The organism is Luteimonas sp. R10 (assembly GCF_045689605.1).
Classification (GTDB): Bacteria; Pseudomonadota; Gammaproteobacteria; order Xanthomonadales; family Xanthomonadaceae; genus Luteimonas.
In genome coordinates this window covers 3,299,214-3,317,769 of the sequence record NZ_CP141262.1, presented here as the reverse complement: position 1 = coordinate 3,317,769, position 18,556 = coordinate 3,299,214, and the positions used below count along the sequence as shown (strand labels likewise).

13 protein-coding genes are annotated in these 18,556 nt (G+C 68.8%); 12 read left to right on the top strand and 1 reads right to left on the bottom strand.

The genetic code is table 11. The annotated features are described in order from the left end of the window. From U3649_RS14455 to U3649_RS14420, 8 genes are all read left to right on the top strand, one after another. Entirely contained in the window at window positions 1-1,596 is a 1,596-nt protein-coding gene (locus tag U3649_RS14455; RefSeq protein WP_407352011.1) for an aldehyde dehydrogenase family protein, read from the top strand. After that, on the top strand, window positions 1,593-2,795 hold the full coding sequence (locus tag U3649_RS14450) for a M24 family metallopeptidase (RefSeq protein WP_407352010.1): 1,203 nt from the start codon (window positions 1,593-1,595) through the stop codon (window positions 2,793-2,795). The genes U3649_RS14455 and U3649_RS14450 overlap by 4 nt, the downstream gene beginning before the upstream one ends. A 61-nt stretch (window positions 2,796-2,856) precedes the next feature. Beyond that, complete coding sequence (locus tag U3649_RS14445) at window positions 2,857-4,425, top strand: APC family permease (protein WP_407352009.1); 1,569 nt, start codon at window positions 2,857-2,859, stop codon at window positions 4,423-4,425. Window positions 4,426-4,969: 544 nt separating this feature from the next. After that, on the top strand, window positions 4,970-6,742 hold the full coding sequence (locus U3649_RS14440; RefSeq protein ID WP_407352008.1) for a DUF885 domain-containing protein: 1,773 nt from the start codon (window positions 4,970-4,972) through the stop codon (window positions 6,740-6,742). After that, on the top strand, window positions 6,742-7,242 hold the full coding sequence (locus U3649_RS14435) for a YybH family protein (protein WP_407352007.1): 501 nt from the start codon (window positions 6,742-6,744) through the stop codon (window positions 7,240-7,242). Before U3649_RS14440 ends, U3649_RS14435 begins: the two co-directional genes overlap by 1 nt. Before the next feature lie 969 nt (window positions 7,243-8,211). Next, window positions 8,212-10,983 carry a TonB-dependent receptor domain-containing protein gene (locus tag U3649_RS14430; RefSeq protein ID WP_407352006.1) on the top strand — a complete coding sequence of 924 codons (2,772 nt, stop codon included), beginning with the start codon at window positions 8,212-8,214 and terminating at the stop codon, window positions 10,981-10,983. A 92-nt stretch (window positions 10,984-11,075) separates the two neighbouring features. Next, window positions 11,076-12,671 (top strand): amidohydrolase family protein, encoded by a 1,596-nt coding sequence (locus U3649_RS14425; RefSeq protein ID WP_407352005.1) that lies wholly within the window; start codon window positions 11,076-11,078, stop codon window positions 12,669-12,671. Between the two features lie 40 nt (window positions 12,672-12,711). Further along, a complete protein-coding gene (locus U3649_RS14420; protein ID WP_407352004.1) occupies window positions 12,712-15,072 on the top strand; it encodes a beta-L-arabinofuranosidase domain-containing protein in 2,361 nt (786 codons plus the stop codon). Between the two features lie 126 nt (window positions 15,073-15,198). On the opposite strand, the gene U3649_RS14415 is transcribed toward U3649_RS14420, so the two are convergent. Continuing rightward, window positions 15,199-16,221, bottom strand: a complete 1,023-nt coding sequence (locus U3649_RS14415) for an Ldh family oxidoreductase (RefSeq protein WP_407352003.1) — start codon at window positions 16,219-16,221, stop codon at window positions 15,199-15,201. 122 nt (window positions 16,222-16,343) lie between these two features. On the opposite strand from U3649_RS14415, the gene rsmD reads away from it, so the two are divergent. The 4 genes from rsmD to U3649_RS14395 all read left to right on the top strand — a co-directional run bounded on the left by rsmD (window position 16,344) and on the right by U3649_RS14395 (window position 18,503). Beyond that, window positions 16,344-16,919 carry a 16S rRNA (guanine(966)-N(2))-methyltransferase RsmD gene (gene rsmD / locus U3649_RS14410; RefSeq protein ID WP_407352002.1) on the top strand — a complete coding sequence of 192 codons (576 nt, stop codon included), beginning with the start codon at window positions 16,344-16,346 and terminating at the stop codon, window positions 16,917-16,919. Between the two features lie 51 nt (window positions 16,920-16,970). Further along, a complete protein-coding gene (gene coaD / locus U3649_RS14405; RefSeq protein WP_407352001.1) occupies window positions 16,971-17,474 on the top strand; it encodes a pantetheine-phosphate adenylyltransferase in 504 nt (167 codons plus the stop codon). Between the two features lie 39 nt (window positions 17,475-17,513). Next, window positions 17,514-17,999: a hypothetical protein gene (locus tag U3649_RS14400; protein WP_407352000.1), complete on the top strand. Its 486-nt coding sequence runs from the start codon at window positions 17,514-17,516 to the stop codon at window positions 17,997-17,999. 171 nt (window positions 18,000-18,170) lie between these two features. After that, the gene (locus tag U3649_RS14395; protein WP_407351999.1) at window positions 18,171-18,503 is read left to right on the top strand and encodes a YfhL family 4Fe-4S dicluster ferredoxin; all 333 of its coding nucleotides are present in this window, start codon (window positions 18,171-18,173) and stop codon (window positions 18,501-18,503) included. The last annotated feature ends 53 nt before the right edge of the window (window positions 18,504-18,556 follow it).

The following is an 18,556-nucleotide window of genomic DNA, read 5'->3' as shown; positions in this document are numbered from 1 at the left end:
ATGGGCGGACGTCAACAGGTTCTGGTAGCGGGCGCATGGCGCGATGCGGTTGCACCGATCGGCGAACTGCGCGCGCACAATCCGGCGACCGGCGAGCCGGTCGGCCCTGTGTATCCGGTCAGCGGCCGCCGCGAGGTGGAAGACGCGGTGGCGGCCGCGGTAGCGGTGGCGGAGACGTTCTCCGCCACCGACCCGGAGCGGATCGCCGCCTTCCTCGAAGGCTATGCCGACGGCATCGAGGCCGAGGCCGATGCGCTGGCCGAGCTGGCCAATGCCGAAACCGGCCTGCCGGTGTCGCCGCGTCTGCGCGAGGTGGAGTTGCCGCGCACCAGCGGCCAGTTGCGCCAGGCCGCGCGTGCGGTACGCGAGTGGAGCTGGGCCGACCCGGTGATCGACACCGCCGGCGGCCTGCGTTCGGTGTTCGGCCCGCTGGGCAAGCCGGTCACGGTGTTCGGCCCGAACAACTTTCCGTTCGCGTTCAACGCCATTGCGGGCAGCGATTTCGCCTCGGCCATCGCCGCGCGCAACCCGGTGATCGCCAAGGTCCATCCGCTGCATCCGGGCACGAGTGAGAAGCTGGGGAGGATCGCGCACGCGGCGTTGGTGGCCGCCGGGCTGCCGGCCGCGGCCATCCAGCTGCTGTACGGGGTGGATCCGTCGTGCAGCGACTTGCTGGTCGGGCAGGGCGCGATCGGCGGGGTCGGCTTCACCGGCGGGCGTTCCAGCGGGTTGGCGTTGAAGGCGCAGGCCGATGCCGCCGGCGTGCCGTTCTACGCCGAGATGTCCAGCATCAATCCCGTGTTCCTGCTCGAAGGCGTGCTGGAACTCCGCGGCGAGGACCTGGCGCAGGAATTCTTCGCGTCCTGCACCATGGGCAGCGGGCAGTTCTGCACCAATCCGGGGCTGCTGGTGGTGCCGCGGACGGCGGCGGGCGACGCGTTCGTCGCCGCAGCGGCATCGCGGTTCGACGCGGCGCCGGAACAGGTGCTGTTCTCCGCCGACGGCAGGCGTCACCTCAATGCCGCGGTCGATGCGCTGCGGGCCGCAGGTGCCGAACGGGTCGCCGGTGGCGGCGACTCGGACCGCCCGGGCTACTGGGTGCGGCCGGAGCTGCTGGCCGTCGACGGCGCGCTCTTCCTGGCCGATCCGGCGAGCCTGCAGGCCGAAGCCTTCGGGCCGGTCGGCCTGGTGGTGCGCAGCGACGGCCGCGAACAGGCGCAGGCGATCGCTCGCGCGTTCGAGGGCAACCTGACCGCGACCCTGTATCGTGCCGCCGACGGCCGCGACGACGTCGCGGCTTCCGCATTGATCTCGCTGCTGCGTCCACGCGTGGGCAGGCTGATCATGGACAAGATGCCGACCGGCGTGGCGGTCAGCCCCGCGATGAACCATGGCGGCCCGTATCCGGCCACCGGCCACCCGGGTTTCACTTCGGTGGGCATGCCGGGATCGATCCGCCGTTTCGCCGGTTTGCACAGCTACGACAACGTCCCCGATGCGTTGCTGCCGCCGGTGCTGCGTGATCGCAACCCCGGCGGAGTCTGGCGCCGGATCGATGGCGAGTGGAGTACGGGCGACGTGGCGACGGCCGGATGAGCGGACAGATCGGTCATCTGCAGCGTGACGCGGCGTTGGCGGGGCTGTCGCCGTGGGCGCGGCGCGCTCCGCCGATTTCCACCGACGAGTACCGGCAGCGCATCGAGCGCGCACGGGCGTTGATGCGCGCGCAGGGCGTCGATGCGCTGCTGGTCGGTGCCGGTGCCTCGTTGCGCTATTTCGCCGGCGTTCCCTGGAGCGCGAGCGAGCGGCTGGTGGCGATGCTGCTGACCGCCGATGGCGATCCGCTGCTGGTCTGCCCGGCGTTCGAGGAAGGCTCGCTCGACGCGGTGCTGGAGATCCCGGCCGGCAAGCGCCTGTGGGAAGAGCACGAGGATCCGTACGCGCTGATCGCGCGGGCGATGGCCGAGCGTGGCGCGCGCACGCTGGCACTGGATCCGGCAACGGCGTTCGCGGTGCATACCGGCCTGCGCGCGCACCTGGCCGCGAACGCCATCGTCGATGCCGCCGCGATCGTCGACGGCTGCCGGATGCGCAAGTCGCCGGCCGAGCTGGCGCTGATGCAACAGGCCTGCGACATGACGCTGCAGGTGCATCGGCTCGCGGCGGGCATCGTCCGCGAAGGCATCGGCAGCGACGAACTGGTGCGCTTCATCGACCAGGCGCATCGCGCGCTGGGCGCCGACGACGGCTCGACCTTCTGCATCGTCCAGTTCGGGCACGCCACCGCCTACCCGCACGGCATTCCCGGCGTGCAGCACCTGCGCGAAGGCGACCTGGTGCTGATCGACACCGGCTGCACCGTGCAGGGGTACCACTCCGACATCACCCGGACCTTCGCCTTCGGCACCCCCACCGGGGAACAGCGCCGCATCTGGGAACTCGAGCGGGCCGCGCAGGAGGCCGCATTCGCCGCGGCGCGCCCGGGTGAGGCCTGCGAGGCGGTGGACGCCGCGGCAAGGCGCGTACTGGAAGCGGCCGGCCTCGGGCCGGGCTATCGCCTGCCGGGGCTGCCGCACCGCACCGGCCACGGCTGCGGACTGCAGATCCATGAAGCCCCGTACCTGTTGCCCGGCAACCGGACCGTGCTGCAGCCGGGAATGTGCGCCAGCAACGAGCCGATGATCGTGGTGCCCGGCCGGTTCGGCGTGCGCCTCGAAGACCATTTCCACGTCACCGGCGACGGTGCGCAGTGGTTCACGCCGCCGGCGCCGGCGATCGACAGGCCGTTCGCGTGACACCGACCCGAAGCGAAGCCCCCCGCCTTCGCCTGGCATGTCCCTTCCAAACAGGTGACCCATGGCTTCACAAGGTAAATTTCGCAAGACCCTCAGCCTCACCGACCTGACCTTCATCGGGCTCGGTTCGATCTTCGGTTCCGGCTGGCTGTTCGCCGCCAGCCATGTCGCCGGCATGGCCGGCCCGGCCGGCATCCTGTCATGGGTGTTCGGCGGCTTCGCCGTGTTCCTGCTGGGGCTGGTGTATTGCGAACTGGGCGCGGCGCTGCCGCGCGCAGGCGGGGTGGTGCGCTATCCCGAGTACTCGCACGGCCCGCTGCTGGGATCGATGATGGGCCTGATCACCCTGATCGCGTTCTCCAGCCTGATCGCGATCGAGGCGGTGGCCGCCCGCCAGTATGCGGCGGCATGGTTCCCGGGACTGACACAACCCGACAGCGGCGATCCCTCGCTCCTGGGCTGGCTGGTGCAGTTCGGCCTGCTGGTGCTGTTCTTCCTGCTCAACTACTTCAGCGTGAAGAGCTTCGCCATCTCCAACAACATCGTCAGCGTGTTCAAGTTCATGGTGCCGGTTCTGGTGATCGTGCTGCTGCTGTCGCATTTCAACAGCGACAACATGCAATTGCACGGCTTCGCACCGTACGGCGCGGCCGGCGTCCAGGCCGCGATCTCGACCGGTGGCATCATCTTCGCCTACCTGGGGCTGACCCCGATCGTGTCGGTGGCCAGCGAGGTGCGCGACCCGCAGCGCACGATCCCGATCGCGCTGATCCTGTCGGTTCTGTTGTCCACGGGGATCTACGTGCTGTTGCAGCTGTCGTTCCTGGGCAGCATTCCCGCCGAACATCTGGTCGCTGGCTGGAACGGCATCGACAAGCTGTACTCGCTGCCGTACCGCGACATCGCGTTGGTGCTGGGCCTGGGCTGGCTGGCGACGCTGGTGGTGGCCGATGCGGTGGTCTCGCCCAGCGGCACCGGCAACATCTACATGAGCGCGACGCCGCGGGTGATCTATGGCTGGGCGCGCAATATCGGCGTCAAGTCCTTGACCAAGGTGGACGCCAAGTCAGGTATTCCGCGCCCGGCGCTGTGGCTGAGTTTCGCGCTGTCGGTGTTCTGGACCCTGCCGTTCCCGTCATGGGAGAAATTGATCGGCGTGGTCTCTGCCGCGCTCATGCTGAGCTACGCGGCGGCGCCGGTGACGGTGGCGTCGCTGCGCCGCAGCGCGCCCCACCTGGCGCGCCCGTTCCGGGTGCGCGTCCTGGCGCTGCTCGGGCCGCTGTCGTTCATCGTCGCCGCGTTGATCGTGTACTGGTCGCGCTGGCAGACGCTGTCGTGGCTGCTGGGCCTGCAGGTGGTGTTGTTCGCCGCGTACGTGCTCTACAAGCTGCCTTCGCAGGAGGCGCGCGCGCGCCTGTTGCGCCAGGTGCAGTGTTCGCTGTGGCTGATCGTGTTCTACGTGCTGGTGATGGCGGTGTCGTACCTGGGTACCTTCGGCGGCATCGGCGCGATCGCGCATCCCTGGGACACGCTGGCCGTGGCGGCAATCGCGTTCGCCGTCTACGAATGGGCGGCGCGTTCGGGGTTGCGTGCGGAGGAACTCGCGCTGGAAGAGGACGACGGCGCGTGAGGTCGGCGCAGGGCCGCATCGTTGCGTGGGGACCGGCGCCACGGGCGGCCGTCGGCGGGGAGGGTTCCGAGCCCGAAGTCTCCCCGCGTTTCCTGGCGCTTGTCCTCCCCCTTTGAAAAAGGGGGATTGAGGGGGGCGAAAGCCGCCGCTTGCAAGCCGCAGGCTTGCGGCGGTTTGAGCGCTCCCGCGCGCTGCGCGGGGGCCGGGAATCGCAAAGCGATTTGCTGTTGCTGTTGCTTGGTGGGGCACCGAGCAAATCCCCCCAGCCCCCCTTTTTCAAAGGGGGGCAAGCCGTTGAACTGATCGTGGGAAGGCAGGCAGGCAGGCGGGCGGGCGGGCGGGCGGGCGGTTTTACATCGTGGATACGATTTGTGCGGAATGCCGCACCTGTTGCGGTGCTGTCCCACAAGACGCGGCCGCCTTGCCTGCGCAGGATGGACGGAGGCGCGCTGGAGCGGAACGGCCGTCCGCCCTCCCTCCGATGCACCGCCACATCCACCGCAGGAGGGAGAAGATGCACGCTGCCAGCCGTATCGGACCGATCATGAAGACGCTTTCGCTGTCGATGGTAGTGGCCATGGGCATGGCCGTGATGCCTGCGATGGCAGGCCAGGACGAGGCATCGCAGGAGATCGCCAAGCCGGCCAACGCTTCCGAAGCGAAGCTGCGCGATCTCTATACCGCCGAATGGGAATGGCGGCAGGACGAGTTCGCGCGCGAGAAGATCGACGGGCGCTGGCAACCATCGGCGCGCCTGCCCTCGGTCACGCCGGAGAGCTGGCAGCGCCGTGCGGCGTACTGGAAGCAGGTGCTGGCCACGCTGGACGCGATTCCGGCGGAGGACTTCACCCGCGAGGAACAGATCAACGCGGCGGTGTTCCGCGCCGCGGTCGAGGCCCACCACAACAACGCGGTCTGGCGCACCTACGAGGCGCCGTTCAACAGCGACACGTTCTTCTGGGGCGGCCTGAATCCGCGCCAGCCGTTCCAGAGCGAAGCCGACTGGCGGCGCTTCATCGGCCGGCTCCGCGACATCCCGCGCTATTTCGACGAGAACATCGCCAACATGGAGGCGGGGCTGTCGCGCGGCTGGAGCGTGCCGCGCTCGTCGGTCGAAGGGCGCGACGGCACCATCGAGCCGTACACCATCGCCGGCGAGGGCAATCCGTTCCTCGATACCTTGGCGAGGATGCCCGCGTCGATTCCGGAGCCGGCGCGCAGCCGGTTGATCGAAGAGGGGCGCAAGGTGGTGCTCGAACAGGTGGTCCCGGCGTACGGCAAGCTGCTGAGCTTCATGCGCGAGCAGTACCTTGCGCGTGCGCGCACCAGCACGGCGGCCAGCGGCCTGCCGGACGGGCGCGCGTTCTACAAGACCCAGATCGACGAATTCGTCACCCGCGACATGACCGCCAGGGAGATCCACGAGATCGGCCTGGCCGAAGTGGACCGTATCTCGAAGGAGATGCGCGAGGTGATGAAGCGGGCGAAGTTCGACGGCAGCTTCGAGGAGTTCCTGACCTTCCTGCGTACCGATCCGCAATTCTACGCCAAGACGCCCAAGGAGCTGCTCCACTACACCGCCTGGATCGCCAAGAAGGCGGATGGCGAGCTCAAGCATGTGCTTGGCGTCCTGCCGCGCTATCGTTTCACGATCCTGCCGGTGCCGGAGGACATCGCGCCGATCTACACCTCCGGTCGCGGGGGATTGGATTCGTGCCTGTTCAACACTTACGACTTGCCTTCGCGCCCGTTGTACAACCTGCCCGCGTTGGTGCTGCACGAATGCAATCCAGGGCACAGCCTGCAGGCGGCGCTTGCCCTGGAGGCGCCCGCGCGTCCCGATTTCCGCCAGCAAACCTACTTCTCCGCGTACGGGGAGGGGTGGGCGCTGTACACCGAGTGGCTCGGTACGTCGATGGGGATCTACGAAACGCCTTACGAGGATTTCGGCCGATTGACGTTCGAAATGTGGCGTGCGGCACGTCTGGTGATCGACACCGGCCTGCACGAATTCGGCTGGAGCAGACAGCAGGCGATCGATTATCTCGCCAGCCATACGGCGCTGGCGCATCAGGACATCGTCAACGAGGTCGACCGCTACATCGCCTGGCCGGGGCAGGCGCTCTCGTATTACATCGGTTACAAGACCATCCGCGACTTGCGCAGCGAGGCGGAGCGCGAGCTCGGGCCTGCATTCGACCAGCGTCCGTTCCACGACACCATCCTCAACCTCGGTTCGGTACCGCTGCCGGTCCTGGAAGAGGAAATGCGTGCATTCATCGCCGAGCGAAAGAAGGCGCAGGCCGGGGGCGGTTGATGCCCGGACGCCATCGCTTACGGGCGACGACGGTGCTGGCCGCGGCGATGTCCGCGGCCGGCGCCGCGCAGGCAGGCGACCGGGAGGAGGAGCGGGCCATCCGCGGTGTCATCGCGGACATGCAGGCCGCCTGGAACCGCGGGGACTTCGTCGCCTACATGGCCGGTTTCTCGCGGCCGGGCGTGGTGTTCGTGTCCCGAGGCCGGTTCCAGCGCGACTGGCAGGGGACGCTCGATCATTACATCGCCGACTACGGCGGTTCATCCGATACGCGCGGCGTGCTGTGTTTCTATGACATCCGGATCGAGCGCCTTGCCGACGATGCCGCTCAGCTCGTCAGCCGCTACCACCTGGCGCGCGCGGACGAGCCGCAGTACGGGATCAATACCCGGCTGATGCGGAAGGTGGAGGGGCGCTGGGTGATCGCGTTGAACCACGTGTCGTCGGTGTCGACTCCTGACCCTGGCGACCGCCTGCTGGCGAGCGACTGCCGTCCTTGAGCAGGCGCGGATAGGTAATCCCTGGCAAGGCCGGGGCTTTAGGGGCGAGCCCTCAAAGAGGCGAATGCGCATGTCCGCCTGAAGGCGGACATGCGCACTACCTTCTCCCTCCGGGGCGAAGGCGTGCCGTTGCGAGCCATTGGCTCGCGCACGCCTAACCGCCCTTGCGCCATGCGCGAGGGCCGGGATGCGGTGGCGCGGAGGATGGTGGCGCGTTATCGCGGACGGCAATGGTGGGCCTTGGCCTACCACAAGGGTGCGGCGAAGCGGCACGCGCCTGAACTCCTCCCACCGCCATCCGTCGTGTCGCGGTCCGGGTGGCTGGCATGCAGGTTCAAAAACAGCAGGCGCAGGTCATGCGGATTCCCGCATTGGAGTATTTATGCGGATTTCTGCAGATGAATCGTCGTGGTCGGCAGAAACCCAATGCCGAGCCGGCCTATCCATCGAAGATACGGAACGCACACACTTAACGACGGGCATTCGAGAGCGTATCTGCGTGTGAATTCGGGTGGCGGGCTTCGCGTGCCCGGGGCCGTGGAATTGCTGTATTGCACAAGACAATCATGCAGGTTTCCGCATGCAAATACGTCAAACCACACAAGACCCGGCGCGCCAACGGCAACGAGACTTGGGGTCATGGAAGTGTCATCTGCCAGCTTGCCGTCGATCGGGAAGCGATGGCCTCTCCAGGAAAGGCGGAGACAGGCAAGAGTTCGTAACGCACCCAAGCACTCCTCTCACATCCGGGGTATTTCCATGACAGCCATTCGATGCGCCACGCGCCATTCCTCACGTGATTCGCAGTGCTTGCCGCAACCGCCGAAGAGGCGTCCTCTGGCGGACAGTGTTGCGGGCATCCTGGTCGCCGGTTCACTGGTTGCGGGCGCGGCACATGCACAGGATCAGGCCGCCACTGCGGAAACGGAATCCGGGAACGCGACGGTTTCCAATCTCGACACGGTCACCGTGACAGGATCGCGCCTGGCGCGCAGCGATCTGAGCGCACCCAGTCCGACCACGGTGGTGACGCGCGAGGACATCGTGATGTCCGGCAGCGCGACGATCGAGAATGTACTCAACGAATTTCCACAGCTCGCCGCCGGAAATACTTCCAGCGTCAACAACGGCGGCGGTTCCGGCGTGCTGACCGCCAATCTGCGCGGCCTCGGTGCCACGCGCACGCTGACCCTGGTCAACGGCCGCCGTTTCATGCCGGCCAATTCCGATGGCGTGGTTGACCTGGCGAGCATTCCCGATGCGCTGATCGAGAATGTCGAAATCATCACCGGCGGCGCCTCGGCGGTCTATGGCTCCGACGCCGTCGCCGGTGCGGTCAACTTCATCCTGCGCAAGGACTTCGAAGGAATCGAAGCGGCGTACACCCACGGGCAGACCGCCGAAGGCGACGGCGCCTACGACAAGTTCGACCTGACCCTCGGCGGCAACTTCGCCGACGATCGCGGCAACGCCGTGCTGTCGATCAGCCGCACCGAACGCGATGCCATACTGCAAGGCTGGCGTGATTTCTCGCGCGTGCCGCTCGACACCGTCGACGGCGAACTCGTGCCCGGCGGCTCCGGTTCGGTCCCGGGCACCCGGATCGGACTCAGCGGCGCGCAGCTCGATTCGTTGGTCGGCGTCGACCTGGCCCCCTCCGGGGCATGCAGCGCGATCACCGGCATCCGTTTCGGAGAAGGCGGCACGCCGCTGCCGTACTGCAGCCCGCAGGACGCCTACAACTATGCGGACCTGAACTACCTGCAGCGCCCGTTGGAGCGGACCCAGGTCACGGCGCTGGCCAACTACAAGATCAACGATGCGGTCGAGGCCTATGGCGAGGCCTACTACTCCAACAGCCGCAACGAGTACCAGCAGGCCCCCGATTCGTTCACGCCGGTGACTCCGGGCGCGCCGTCGTCGACGCTGCTGGTGCCCAACTACGCCATCAACCCGGTGCTGCTGCCGAACGTGCGCCGGTTCCTGTCCGACAACACCCACATCTTCGACCCGGATGGCGACGGCGTCGCGGAGATCGTCGGTTCGGGCCGGCGCGCCGACGAACTGGGGCCGCGCTTCTACACCTACGAGCGGGTCAGCTACAACCTGGTCGGCGGCCTGCGCGGCGATTTCGAGGCCGGTGGCGGCCACTGGTGGCGCTGGGACGCCTTCATGCAGGAGCAGCGCACCCGCACCGACACCACCAACAACAACCAGATCAACCAGGCACGGCTGTCGCAGGCGCTGGATGCCACGGTGGATGCGGACGGCAACCTGGTCTGCGTCCATCAGGCCAGCGGCTGCGTGCCGGCGAGCATTTTCGGGCTGGGCTCGATCGACGCCGATGCGGCGGCGTTCCTGACCCCGCAGCGCGCCAGCTACGAGATCTTCGATCGCACGGTGGCCGGCGCCTCGATGAGCGGCACGTTGTTCGACCTGCCGGCCGGTTCGGTCGCGCTGGCTTTCGGCGCCGAGTACCGCAAGGACGAGTACCGGTTCCAGCCCAGCGCGATGGACGTGTCCGGCGACTATGGCGCGACCTCGCAATCGCCGATGGCCGGCGAGTACAGCGTCAGGGAGCTGTTCGCCGAGTTCCGCGTGCCGCTGCTCGCCGATGCGCGCTTTGCGCACGATCTGGCCATCGAGGGTGCGGCACGCTATTCGGACTATTCCACCATCGGTGGCGTCAACACCTGGAAGCTCGGTGCGGAGTGGGCGCCGAGCGACTGGTTCCGCCTGCGCAGCGCATTCAACGTCGCGATCCGCGCGCCGAGCCTGAACGAACTTTACGCGCCGCGGACGCGCGGGTTCACAGCCGGCGTCGATCCCTGCACGGCCGCCGCCAATCCGAACGCGGCCCAGCAGCAGCTGTGCATCCAGCAAGGCGTGCCCGCCGCCGATCTGCCCAACTTCACCCAGGGCTCGGTCGGGTTCGAGCGCACCACCGGCGGCAATCCCGACCTGACCGAGGAGAAGTCCGAGACCTTCACCGTCGGCGCAGTGTTCTCGATCCCGGCCGTCGAGGGCCTGAACTTCGCGGTCGACTACTTCGAGGTCGAGGTCGAGGACGCGATCACCAGCATCACCGCCAACCAGATGCTTGCCGACTGCTTCAGCCGGGTCGATCCGGCCGCGCCGAGCTGCCAGGCGATCGTGCGCCTGCCCAACGGCCAGATCGACGACGTGCGCTCGACGCTGCAGAACATCGGACTGCTCAAGGCCAGCGGGCTGGACTTCCAGGTCGACTACGGCTTCGCGGTGCCGTGGGGCATCGGCGGCGGCGACGGCCGGGTCTCGCTGGCGTTGCTGACCAGCTGGCTGTTCGAGCGTTCGATGGAGGTCATCGCCGACCAGGGCGAACTCGATTGCGCCGGCTACATGGGCGGCGGCTGCGGCGGTGGGACCGGCAACATCATGATCCCGGACCTGAAGCTGAACATGTCGGCCGGTTACCGCAGCGGTCCGCTGTCGCTGCGCCTGCAGGGCCGGATGATCGACAAGTTCGAGCTGCGGCCGGGCATCACTGCCGCGGTCACCGAGTCGCCGCGGCAGTGGTACTTCGACGCCAACGCCGCCTATGACTTCAACGAGCACCTGCAGCTGTTCGCGGGCGTCGACAACGTGTTCGACCGCCAGCCGCCGATCCTCGGCACCGCCCTGGCCGGCGATGCGAACACCGACGTCGGCCTCTACGACGTGCTCGGGCGCCGTTACTTCTTCGGCCTGCGGGTGAAGTTCTGATCCAGGTGCGGGCCGTCCTTGGATGGCCCGCGGCGGGTTCCACATCCTTTCGGGAGAACACGATGCGGGCGGTACGCAGGCGGGTTGGGAGCATGCTGGCGGGTCTGGTCGCTGCGATCGGCACAGTGGCCGTTCCGGCGCTGGCCGCCGATACGCGCGAGGCGATTCCCGCGCGCGATGCCGGGCAGGGGCCGTACGCGCGGCTGGTGATCCGCAACGTCGACGTCGTCGACGGCACCGGTGCGCCGATGCAGGGGCCGTTCGACGTGGTCGTCGAGCGCGACCGGATCGCCGAGATCCGCCCGATCGGCGCGCCCGGGGCGATCGAGCCGGACAAGCGGGCGGACGCCGGCGAGCGCGAGATCGACGGCACCGGATTCACCCTGATGCCGGGCTTCGTCGATACCCATGTCCACCTGCATACCCTGGACGACGCCCAGGGCGTGCCGCCCGAGTACGTGCTCAAGCTGTGGCTGGCGCACGGGGTCACCAGCGTCCGCGAACTCGGCAACGGGCGGCCGATCGAATGGCTGGTCGACGTCAAGCGCCGCAGCGAGCGCAACGAGATCGTCGCGCCGCGGATCGATGTCTACCCGTTCTTCAATGCGATCCGGCCGGACATCCACGACCCGGCGGCCGCGCGCGACGCGGTCCGGCAGGCCCGCCGGCGCGGCGCCGACGGTATCAAGTTCATCGGTTCGATCCCCGAGGACGTGCTTTACGCGGCGCTCGACGAGGCCGAGGCGCTGGACATGCGTACCACGATGCACCATGCGCAGCAGCTGGTGGCCTACGCCAACGTGCTGCAGACCTCGGCACGCGGCCTGGACTCGATCGAGCACTGGTACGGCCTGCCCGAGGCGATGTTCACCGATCGCCGCCTGCAGCGATGGCCGGTCGGTTTCAACAACACCGACGAGCAGATGCGCTTCGCCGAGGCCGGCCGCTTGTGGCAGCAGGCCGCGAAGCCCGGATCGGATCGCTGGAACGAGGTGATGGACACCCTGCTCGAGCGCGGCTTCGGCCTGAGCCCGACCTTCACCGCGTATCTGGCCAGCCGCGATCTGATGCGGATGACCAACGCGACCTGGCATGCCGAGTACACCCTGCCGGCACTGTGGGATTTCTACCGTCCCAGCCGCCACCATCACGGCTCGTACTGGTTCGACTGGACCACCGAGCGCGAGATGGACTGGCGGCAGAACTACCGCCTGTGGATGCGTTTCGTCGACGAGTACAAGAACCGGGGCGGGCTGGTCGGGATCGGCAGCGATTGCGGCTACATCTACAACCTGTACGGCTTCGGCTACGTGCAGGAGATGGAACTGCTGCGCGAGGCCGGGTTCAGCCCGCTGGAAGTGATCCATGCCGCGACCGGCATGGGCGCGAAGATCATCGGGCGCGCGGACGAGGTGGGCACGGTGCGGGTGGGGCGCAAGGCCGACCTGGTGCTGGTCCGCGGCAATCCGCTGGCGAACCTGAAGCTGCTGCTGGGCACCGGTACGATCCGGCTGGACGACGCGACCGGCCGGGTGGAGCGGGTCGGCGGGATCGACTACACGATCAAGGACGGCATCGTCTACGACGCGGCGGCGCTGCGGGCCGACGTGCGCCGGATGGTGCGCGAAGCCAAGGCCGCGCGCGGCCTGCCCGACGGCCCGATGCCGGTGGTCGATGCGGGGCGGTGAGGCGGCGATGGCGGGATGAGGCAAGCGGAGGGGCACGCAGATGAAGGCGATGGAGATCGATGCCGGGCGCAGGCGCCTGCTGGCCTGGAGCGCGGCGGCCGTCGCGGCGGGATGGATGGGCTTCCCGCGACAGGTGCTGGCGTTCGCGCCCGGACGGATCGCAAGGCCCGCCCCGGGCAGCGTGCGCCTGCTGCCGTCGGTGTTCGCCGACGCGGTCGCCGCGACCCGCGGCTACCTGATGCGGCTCGATCCGGGCCGCCTGCTGCACAACTTCCATGTCCAGGCCGGGCTGCCGCCGCAGGGCGAGGTCTACGGCGGCTGGGAAAGCGACACCATCGCCGGGCACACCCTCGGGCACTACCTGAGCGCGCTGGCGCTGATGCACGAAGGCGACGGCGACGCGGCGTGCAAGGCGCGCGCCGATGCGATCGTCGCCGAACTCGAGCGCTGCCAGCAGACCGGCGGCGACGGCTACGTGGCCGGCTTCACCCGCAAACGCGAGGACGGCACCGTCGAAGGCGGCCGGGCCGTGTTCGACGAGGTCACGCGCGGCGACATCCGCGCGCTGCCGTTCCGGCTCAACGGCAGCTGGGCGCCCTTCTACACCTGGCACAAACTGTTCGCCGGCCTGCTCGACGCGCACCGCTGCTGCGGCAATCGGGACGCGCTGGAAGTCGCGGTCGGGCTGGCCGGCTACGTCGAGCGCAAGCTGGCGCCGCTGGACCATGCGCAGATGCAGCGGGTGCTCGACTGCGAGTTCGGCGGCATGCCCGAGAGCCTGGCCGAACTGTCGGCCCGGACCGGCGACGCGCGCTGGCTGGCACTGGCGCGGCGCTTCCGCCACGACGTGGTGCTCGATCCGCTGGTGGCCGGGCACGACCGGCTCGCCCGCCTGCACGCCAATACCCAGATCCCCAAGCTGCTGGGCGCGGCGCGCGGATTCGAACTCGACGGCGACCGCGGCGACGCGGCGGCGGCGCTGTTCTTCTGGCAGCGGGTGGCCGGCCATCACAGCTACGCCATCGGCGGCAATTCCGACCGCGAGTACTTCCAGGCGCCCGACACCATTTCGAAGTACGTCACCGAGCAGACCTGCGAGCACTGCAACACGCTGAACATGCTGCGGCTCGGCCGCTACCTGCACCGCTGGTCCGGCGACGTGCGCCACGTCGAGTTCCACGAGCGCGCGCTCTACAACCATATCCTGTCGCAGCAGCATCCCGACGGTGGGCGCTATGCCTACATGACGCCGATGCTGAGCGGCGAGGCGCGCAAGTATTCCGAGCCCGAGGGCGAGTTCTGGTGCTGCGTCGGCACCGGCATGGAGAGCCACGCACAGTTCTCCGATGCGATCTACGGTTTCGATGGCCGCGACCTGGCGGTCGACCTGTACATCCCGTCCACGCTCGAGGATGCGGAACGGGGGTTGTCGCTACGGATGAGTTCGACCCTGCCCGATGCCGGACAGGTCGCGCTGGAGGTCGTCTCGGCCAGGCCCGGCGCATTGCGCAGCGTGCGGTTGCGCATCCCGTCATGGGCAGGCCAGGCGCGGATCGTCGTCAACGGCCATGACGTGGGCGCCCGCAGGCGAAACGGCTATGCGTCGATCGAGCGCGAGTGGCGGGACGGCGACCGGATCGACATCGAATTCACCTTGCCGGTTCTGGTCGAACCCTGTGGCGATGATCCGACACTGGTCTCGCTGCGGCGCGGGCCCTGCGTGCTCGCGGCCGATCTCGGCCCGACCGATCAGCCCTGGGATGGGATCGAACCGTGGCTACCGGCAGGCACGGAGCGCAGCTTCGGCCCGCCGGGCGAGGACGGCCGGTTGGCGGTCGACTTGCCTTCGCATCCCCGGGGGCTGGCGTTCGCGCCGTTCCATGCGCTGCACGAGCGCAGGTATGCGGTCTATTTCCGGTATTTCGATGCCGAGGCCCGGCGTGCCTGGGAGGCCGGGCAGGCGGCGCGGCGCAAGCAGGCCGAGGCGCTCGACCGGCGCAGCCTGGACCACGTGGTGCCGGGGGACGAAGCCAGCGAACAGGTGCATGCGTTCGCGTCCACGGGGGATTCCTACGCGGTCAGTTATCGGCGCCAGTCCGGACGCGATGCCCGCACGGGGGGCGCGTTCGAGCTCACGCTGCGCGGCGAGCGTGCCGCCAGCCTCCTGCGGATGCGCTACTGGGGCGAGGAACACCGGCGCCGGTTCACGATTTCGGTCAACGGCACGCCGATCGCGCACGAGGTGCTCGACGGCGGACGCGGCGATGATTTCGTCGAGGTCGAGTATCCGCTGCCCGATGCGTTGAGGGCGCCGCCTGCCGGCGGCTGGCGGGTCCGCATCGAGCCCGACGCCGGTTATTCGGCCGGCCCGGTGTTCGGGATCTGGCTGGCGGAAGCCTGACCCGGCCAATCCCGCATCGATGCCCCGCGTCTTCCGTGGAGCGGAGCTTGCATCGCCGTCGTTGGCCCGTGAGTTGGGCAAGCTCGGTTCCGCGGGAGCCGTGCCCGCACGGATACCGGCGCAACGTCAGTCCAGCAGCGCGAGCAGCTCGGAGTGCAGGTTCGCCGGGATGCGCACGCCTTCCGCGAGGCTGCGCCGGCGGGCCTGGTAGCGCCGCTGCGAGGGCAGCCGTGCGCCGCTGCCGGCGAAGCCCGCGAGGAAGGCCTCCGCACGCGCCTGGTGGGCGGAGGCGTCGGCGCCGAGGAAACGCCCCGGATCGAGCGCGAGCACGAGTTCGCCGTGATACGGCGACGCGCCCGCGCCGGCATCGTGCTGCAACGATTCCAGGCTGGTCAGGTCGCCGATCAGCGGGCCTGCGATCAGTTCGATCATGGTCGACAGCGCCGAACCCTTGTGCCCGCCGAAGGTCAGCATCGCGCCGCCATCGACCACGGCTTGCGGATCGGTCGTCGGCCGGCCGTCGGCATCGATGCCGACCCCTTCGGGGAGCGGCTGGCCGGCGCGCCGGCGCAGTTCGATCTCGCCGCGCGCCACGGCACTGGTGGCGAAGTCGAAGACATAGGGGTGGCCGTCGGGCCGCGGCCAGCCGAACGCGAACGGATTGGTGCCCAGCAGCGGCACGCGGCCGCCCGCGGGTGCGACCCAGGCGTGGCTGGGATTGCATGCCAGCGCCACCAGCCCGGCCTCGGTCAGGCGCTCGATTTCCGGCCATAGCGCGGAGAAGTGCACGCAACGGTTGATCGCCATCGCGGCCAGGCCGCTGCTCCGGGCCTTGTCGAGCAGGTGCGGCAGGCCGGCGTCGAACGCCAGCAGGGAAAATCCGCCGCGCGCGTCGACGCGCACGATGGCGGGCGCCTGGTCGTGCACGACCGGCTCGGCGTCGCCGACCACCTTGCCGCTGCGCAGGGAATGCACGCAGACCAGGGTGCGGTACAGTCCGTGCGCGGCGCAGCCGTCGCGTTCGCCGGCGACCATGGCGTCCGTGAGCGTGCGCGCGTGGCCTTCGCTGAAGCCGGCGTGGCGGAGAATGCCGGAGACCAGCCTTGCCGACTCCTCCAGGGACAGCGAAACCGTCTGCGTCGTATCCATCCGGGATTGCACCGCATCGAAGCCAGCACGGGACTATACGCATCCGGGATCGCGGGTGGCGGTTGCCGCGGAGTTTGTGCCGGATTGATGGAATTCGCCGCCGCACGTCGCACAATGCACGCATGAAGCGCGCTCCGGGACAGGTCAGGATCATCGGCGGCAAGTGGCGCAACACCCGCTTGCCGGTCGCCGGTGCCGAGGGCTTGCGGCCGACGTCGGACCGCGCCCGCGAGACGCTGTTCAACTGGCTGCAGCCGGTGCTGCCCGGCGCGCGCGTACTCGACCTGTTCGCCGGCAGCGGCGCGCTCGGCCTGGAGGCGTTGTCGCGCGGGGCCCGCGAGGCGCTGCTGGTGGAGCGCGACCCCCGCCTGGCCGAGGTGATCGTCGCCAGCATCCGGCGCCTCGACGCCGGCGGACAGGCGCACGTGCTGCGCGCCGACGCGACCGCCCTGCTGCAGGCGCCGCTGCACGGCCGCTTCGACCTCGTGTTCCTCGATCCGCCGTTCGAGGCGGCGCTGTGGCAGCCGGTGCTCGCCGCCCTGCCGCCATGGCTCGCGGACACGGCATGGCTGTACCTCGAGTCGCCGGTCGAGGCCGGCATCGAGCCGGGCGCGGGCTGGCTGCCGCACCGGGAGGGCCGCAGCCGTGAAGCGCGTCACGCCCTGTATCGCCGAACCGCGGACCGGGCCGCGGCGTGACGCTGATACACTTGCGCGGACGATCCGGCTCCCAGACGACGGACACAACCCATGAGCGTGGCCCGCACCCGCATCGCGGTCTATCCCGGCACCTTCGACCCGATCACCAACGGGCACGTGGACCTGGTCGATCGCGCCGCGCCGCTGTTCGAGAAGATCATCGTCGGGATCGCCGAGAGCCCGGCCAAGGGGCCGACCCTGGACCTGGAGTTGCGCGTCGAGCTGGCGCGCGCGGCGCTCGCCGGACACGGCAATGTCGAGGTGCGCGGGTTCGACTCGCTGCTGGCGCACTTCGTGCGCGACATCGGCGCCGGGGTGCTGCTGCGCGGGCTGCGCGCGGTGTCCGACTTCGAATACGAGTTCCAGCTGGCCAGCATGAACCGGCATCTGATCCCCGAGGTCGAGACGCTGTTCCTCACGCCGGCGGAACAATACGGCTTCATATCCTCTTCGCTGGTCCGCGAAATCTCCCGCCTCGGCGGCGACGTTTCCGCGTTCGTGCCGGCGGCGGTGGCCAAAGCGCTGCAGGCCGAATGGCAGCGCACCGATGCTTGAGACGACATGACGACCATACGAGATACGGGGAGGAACACCATGAACATCATTCACCGCCTGCTGCTGACGGCCTGCCTTGTGCTGCCGCTCGCGGCCTGCCAGGACGATGAACAGACGCAACAGGTCGAGAAGGCACCGATGACCGCGCCGACCGACGGCGACAGCGCGCAGTGGCGCGCCTACCTGTCCGACCTGGTGCCGCGGCACATGGAGGGCATCCAGAACCAGCCCTATATCTATCTGGTGCCGGACGACGGCGTCGCCGATTTCGAGGGGCAGTACGAGCGACTCGAGGAGAAGGCGAGGACGGACGTGGCGCGCGGCATCGTCCGCGGCAACATGCTGGCCTACGCCGGTCCCGATTCCAACCGCGTCGCCGACATGGTGGTCAGCGCGTTCGAGGGCGTGCCGGCCAAGAGCATGAACGGCGTGCGCGTGTTGTTCATCGGCGATGCCGCCGACAGCGCACGCGTGGAACAGGCCGTCACGCCGGCCGGTGTCGAATACGTCTTCGTCGAGAAGTAGGCTGCACGCATCCCCAGCCAGGCCCGGTCCCGGCATGCGCCGGGACCGAGCGCGTTCCTTGGCGTCGGCAGGTCCGGATCGCCGCGCGGGGCTCTCCGGTGCAGGGCGGGGTCGAGCTCCGGCGTGCCATCCGGCGGCTTTGAACCCCTTGCGTAGCGTCACCCCGAATCCATGTCGCTGAAGATCAACGACCTCTGCGTCAACTGCGACGTCTGCGAGCCGGCCTGTCCCAACCAGGCGATCGCGCAGGGGGAGACGATCTACGTCATCGATCCGGCGCGGTGCACCGAATGCGTGGGCCATTTCGACGAGCCGCAGTGCGTCGCGGTGTGCCCGGTCGAGTGCATCGATCCGGATCCGGAATTCCCGGAGTCCGAACCACAACTGCTGGCGAAGCTGCGCCGCCTGCAAGAGGGCGATGCGCCGCGCCCGGCCGATATCCCGTCGGCATCGGCTGCGACCCCGGACGCCCGGCCCGATGCGGACGATCCGGAAGCCGGCTAGGGGCCAGGGGCGGCATTTGACGATCCGATCGAAGCCACGACGCGAGCACGCCG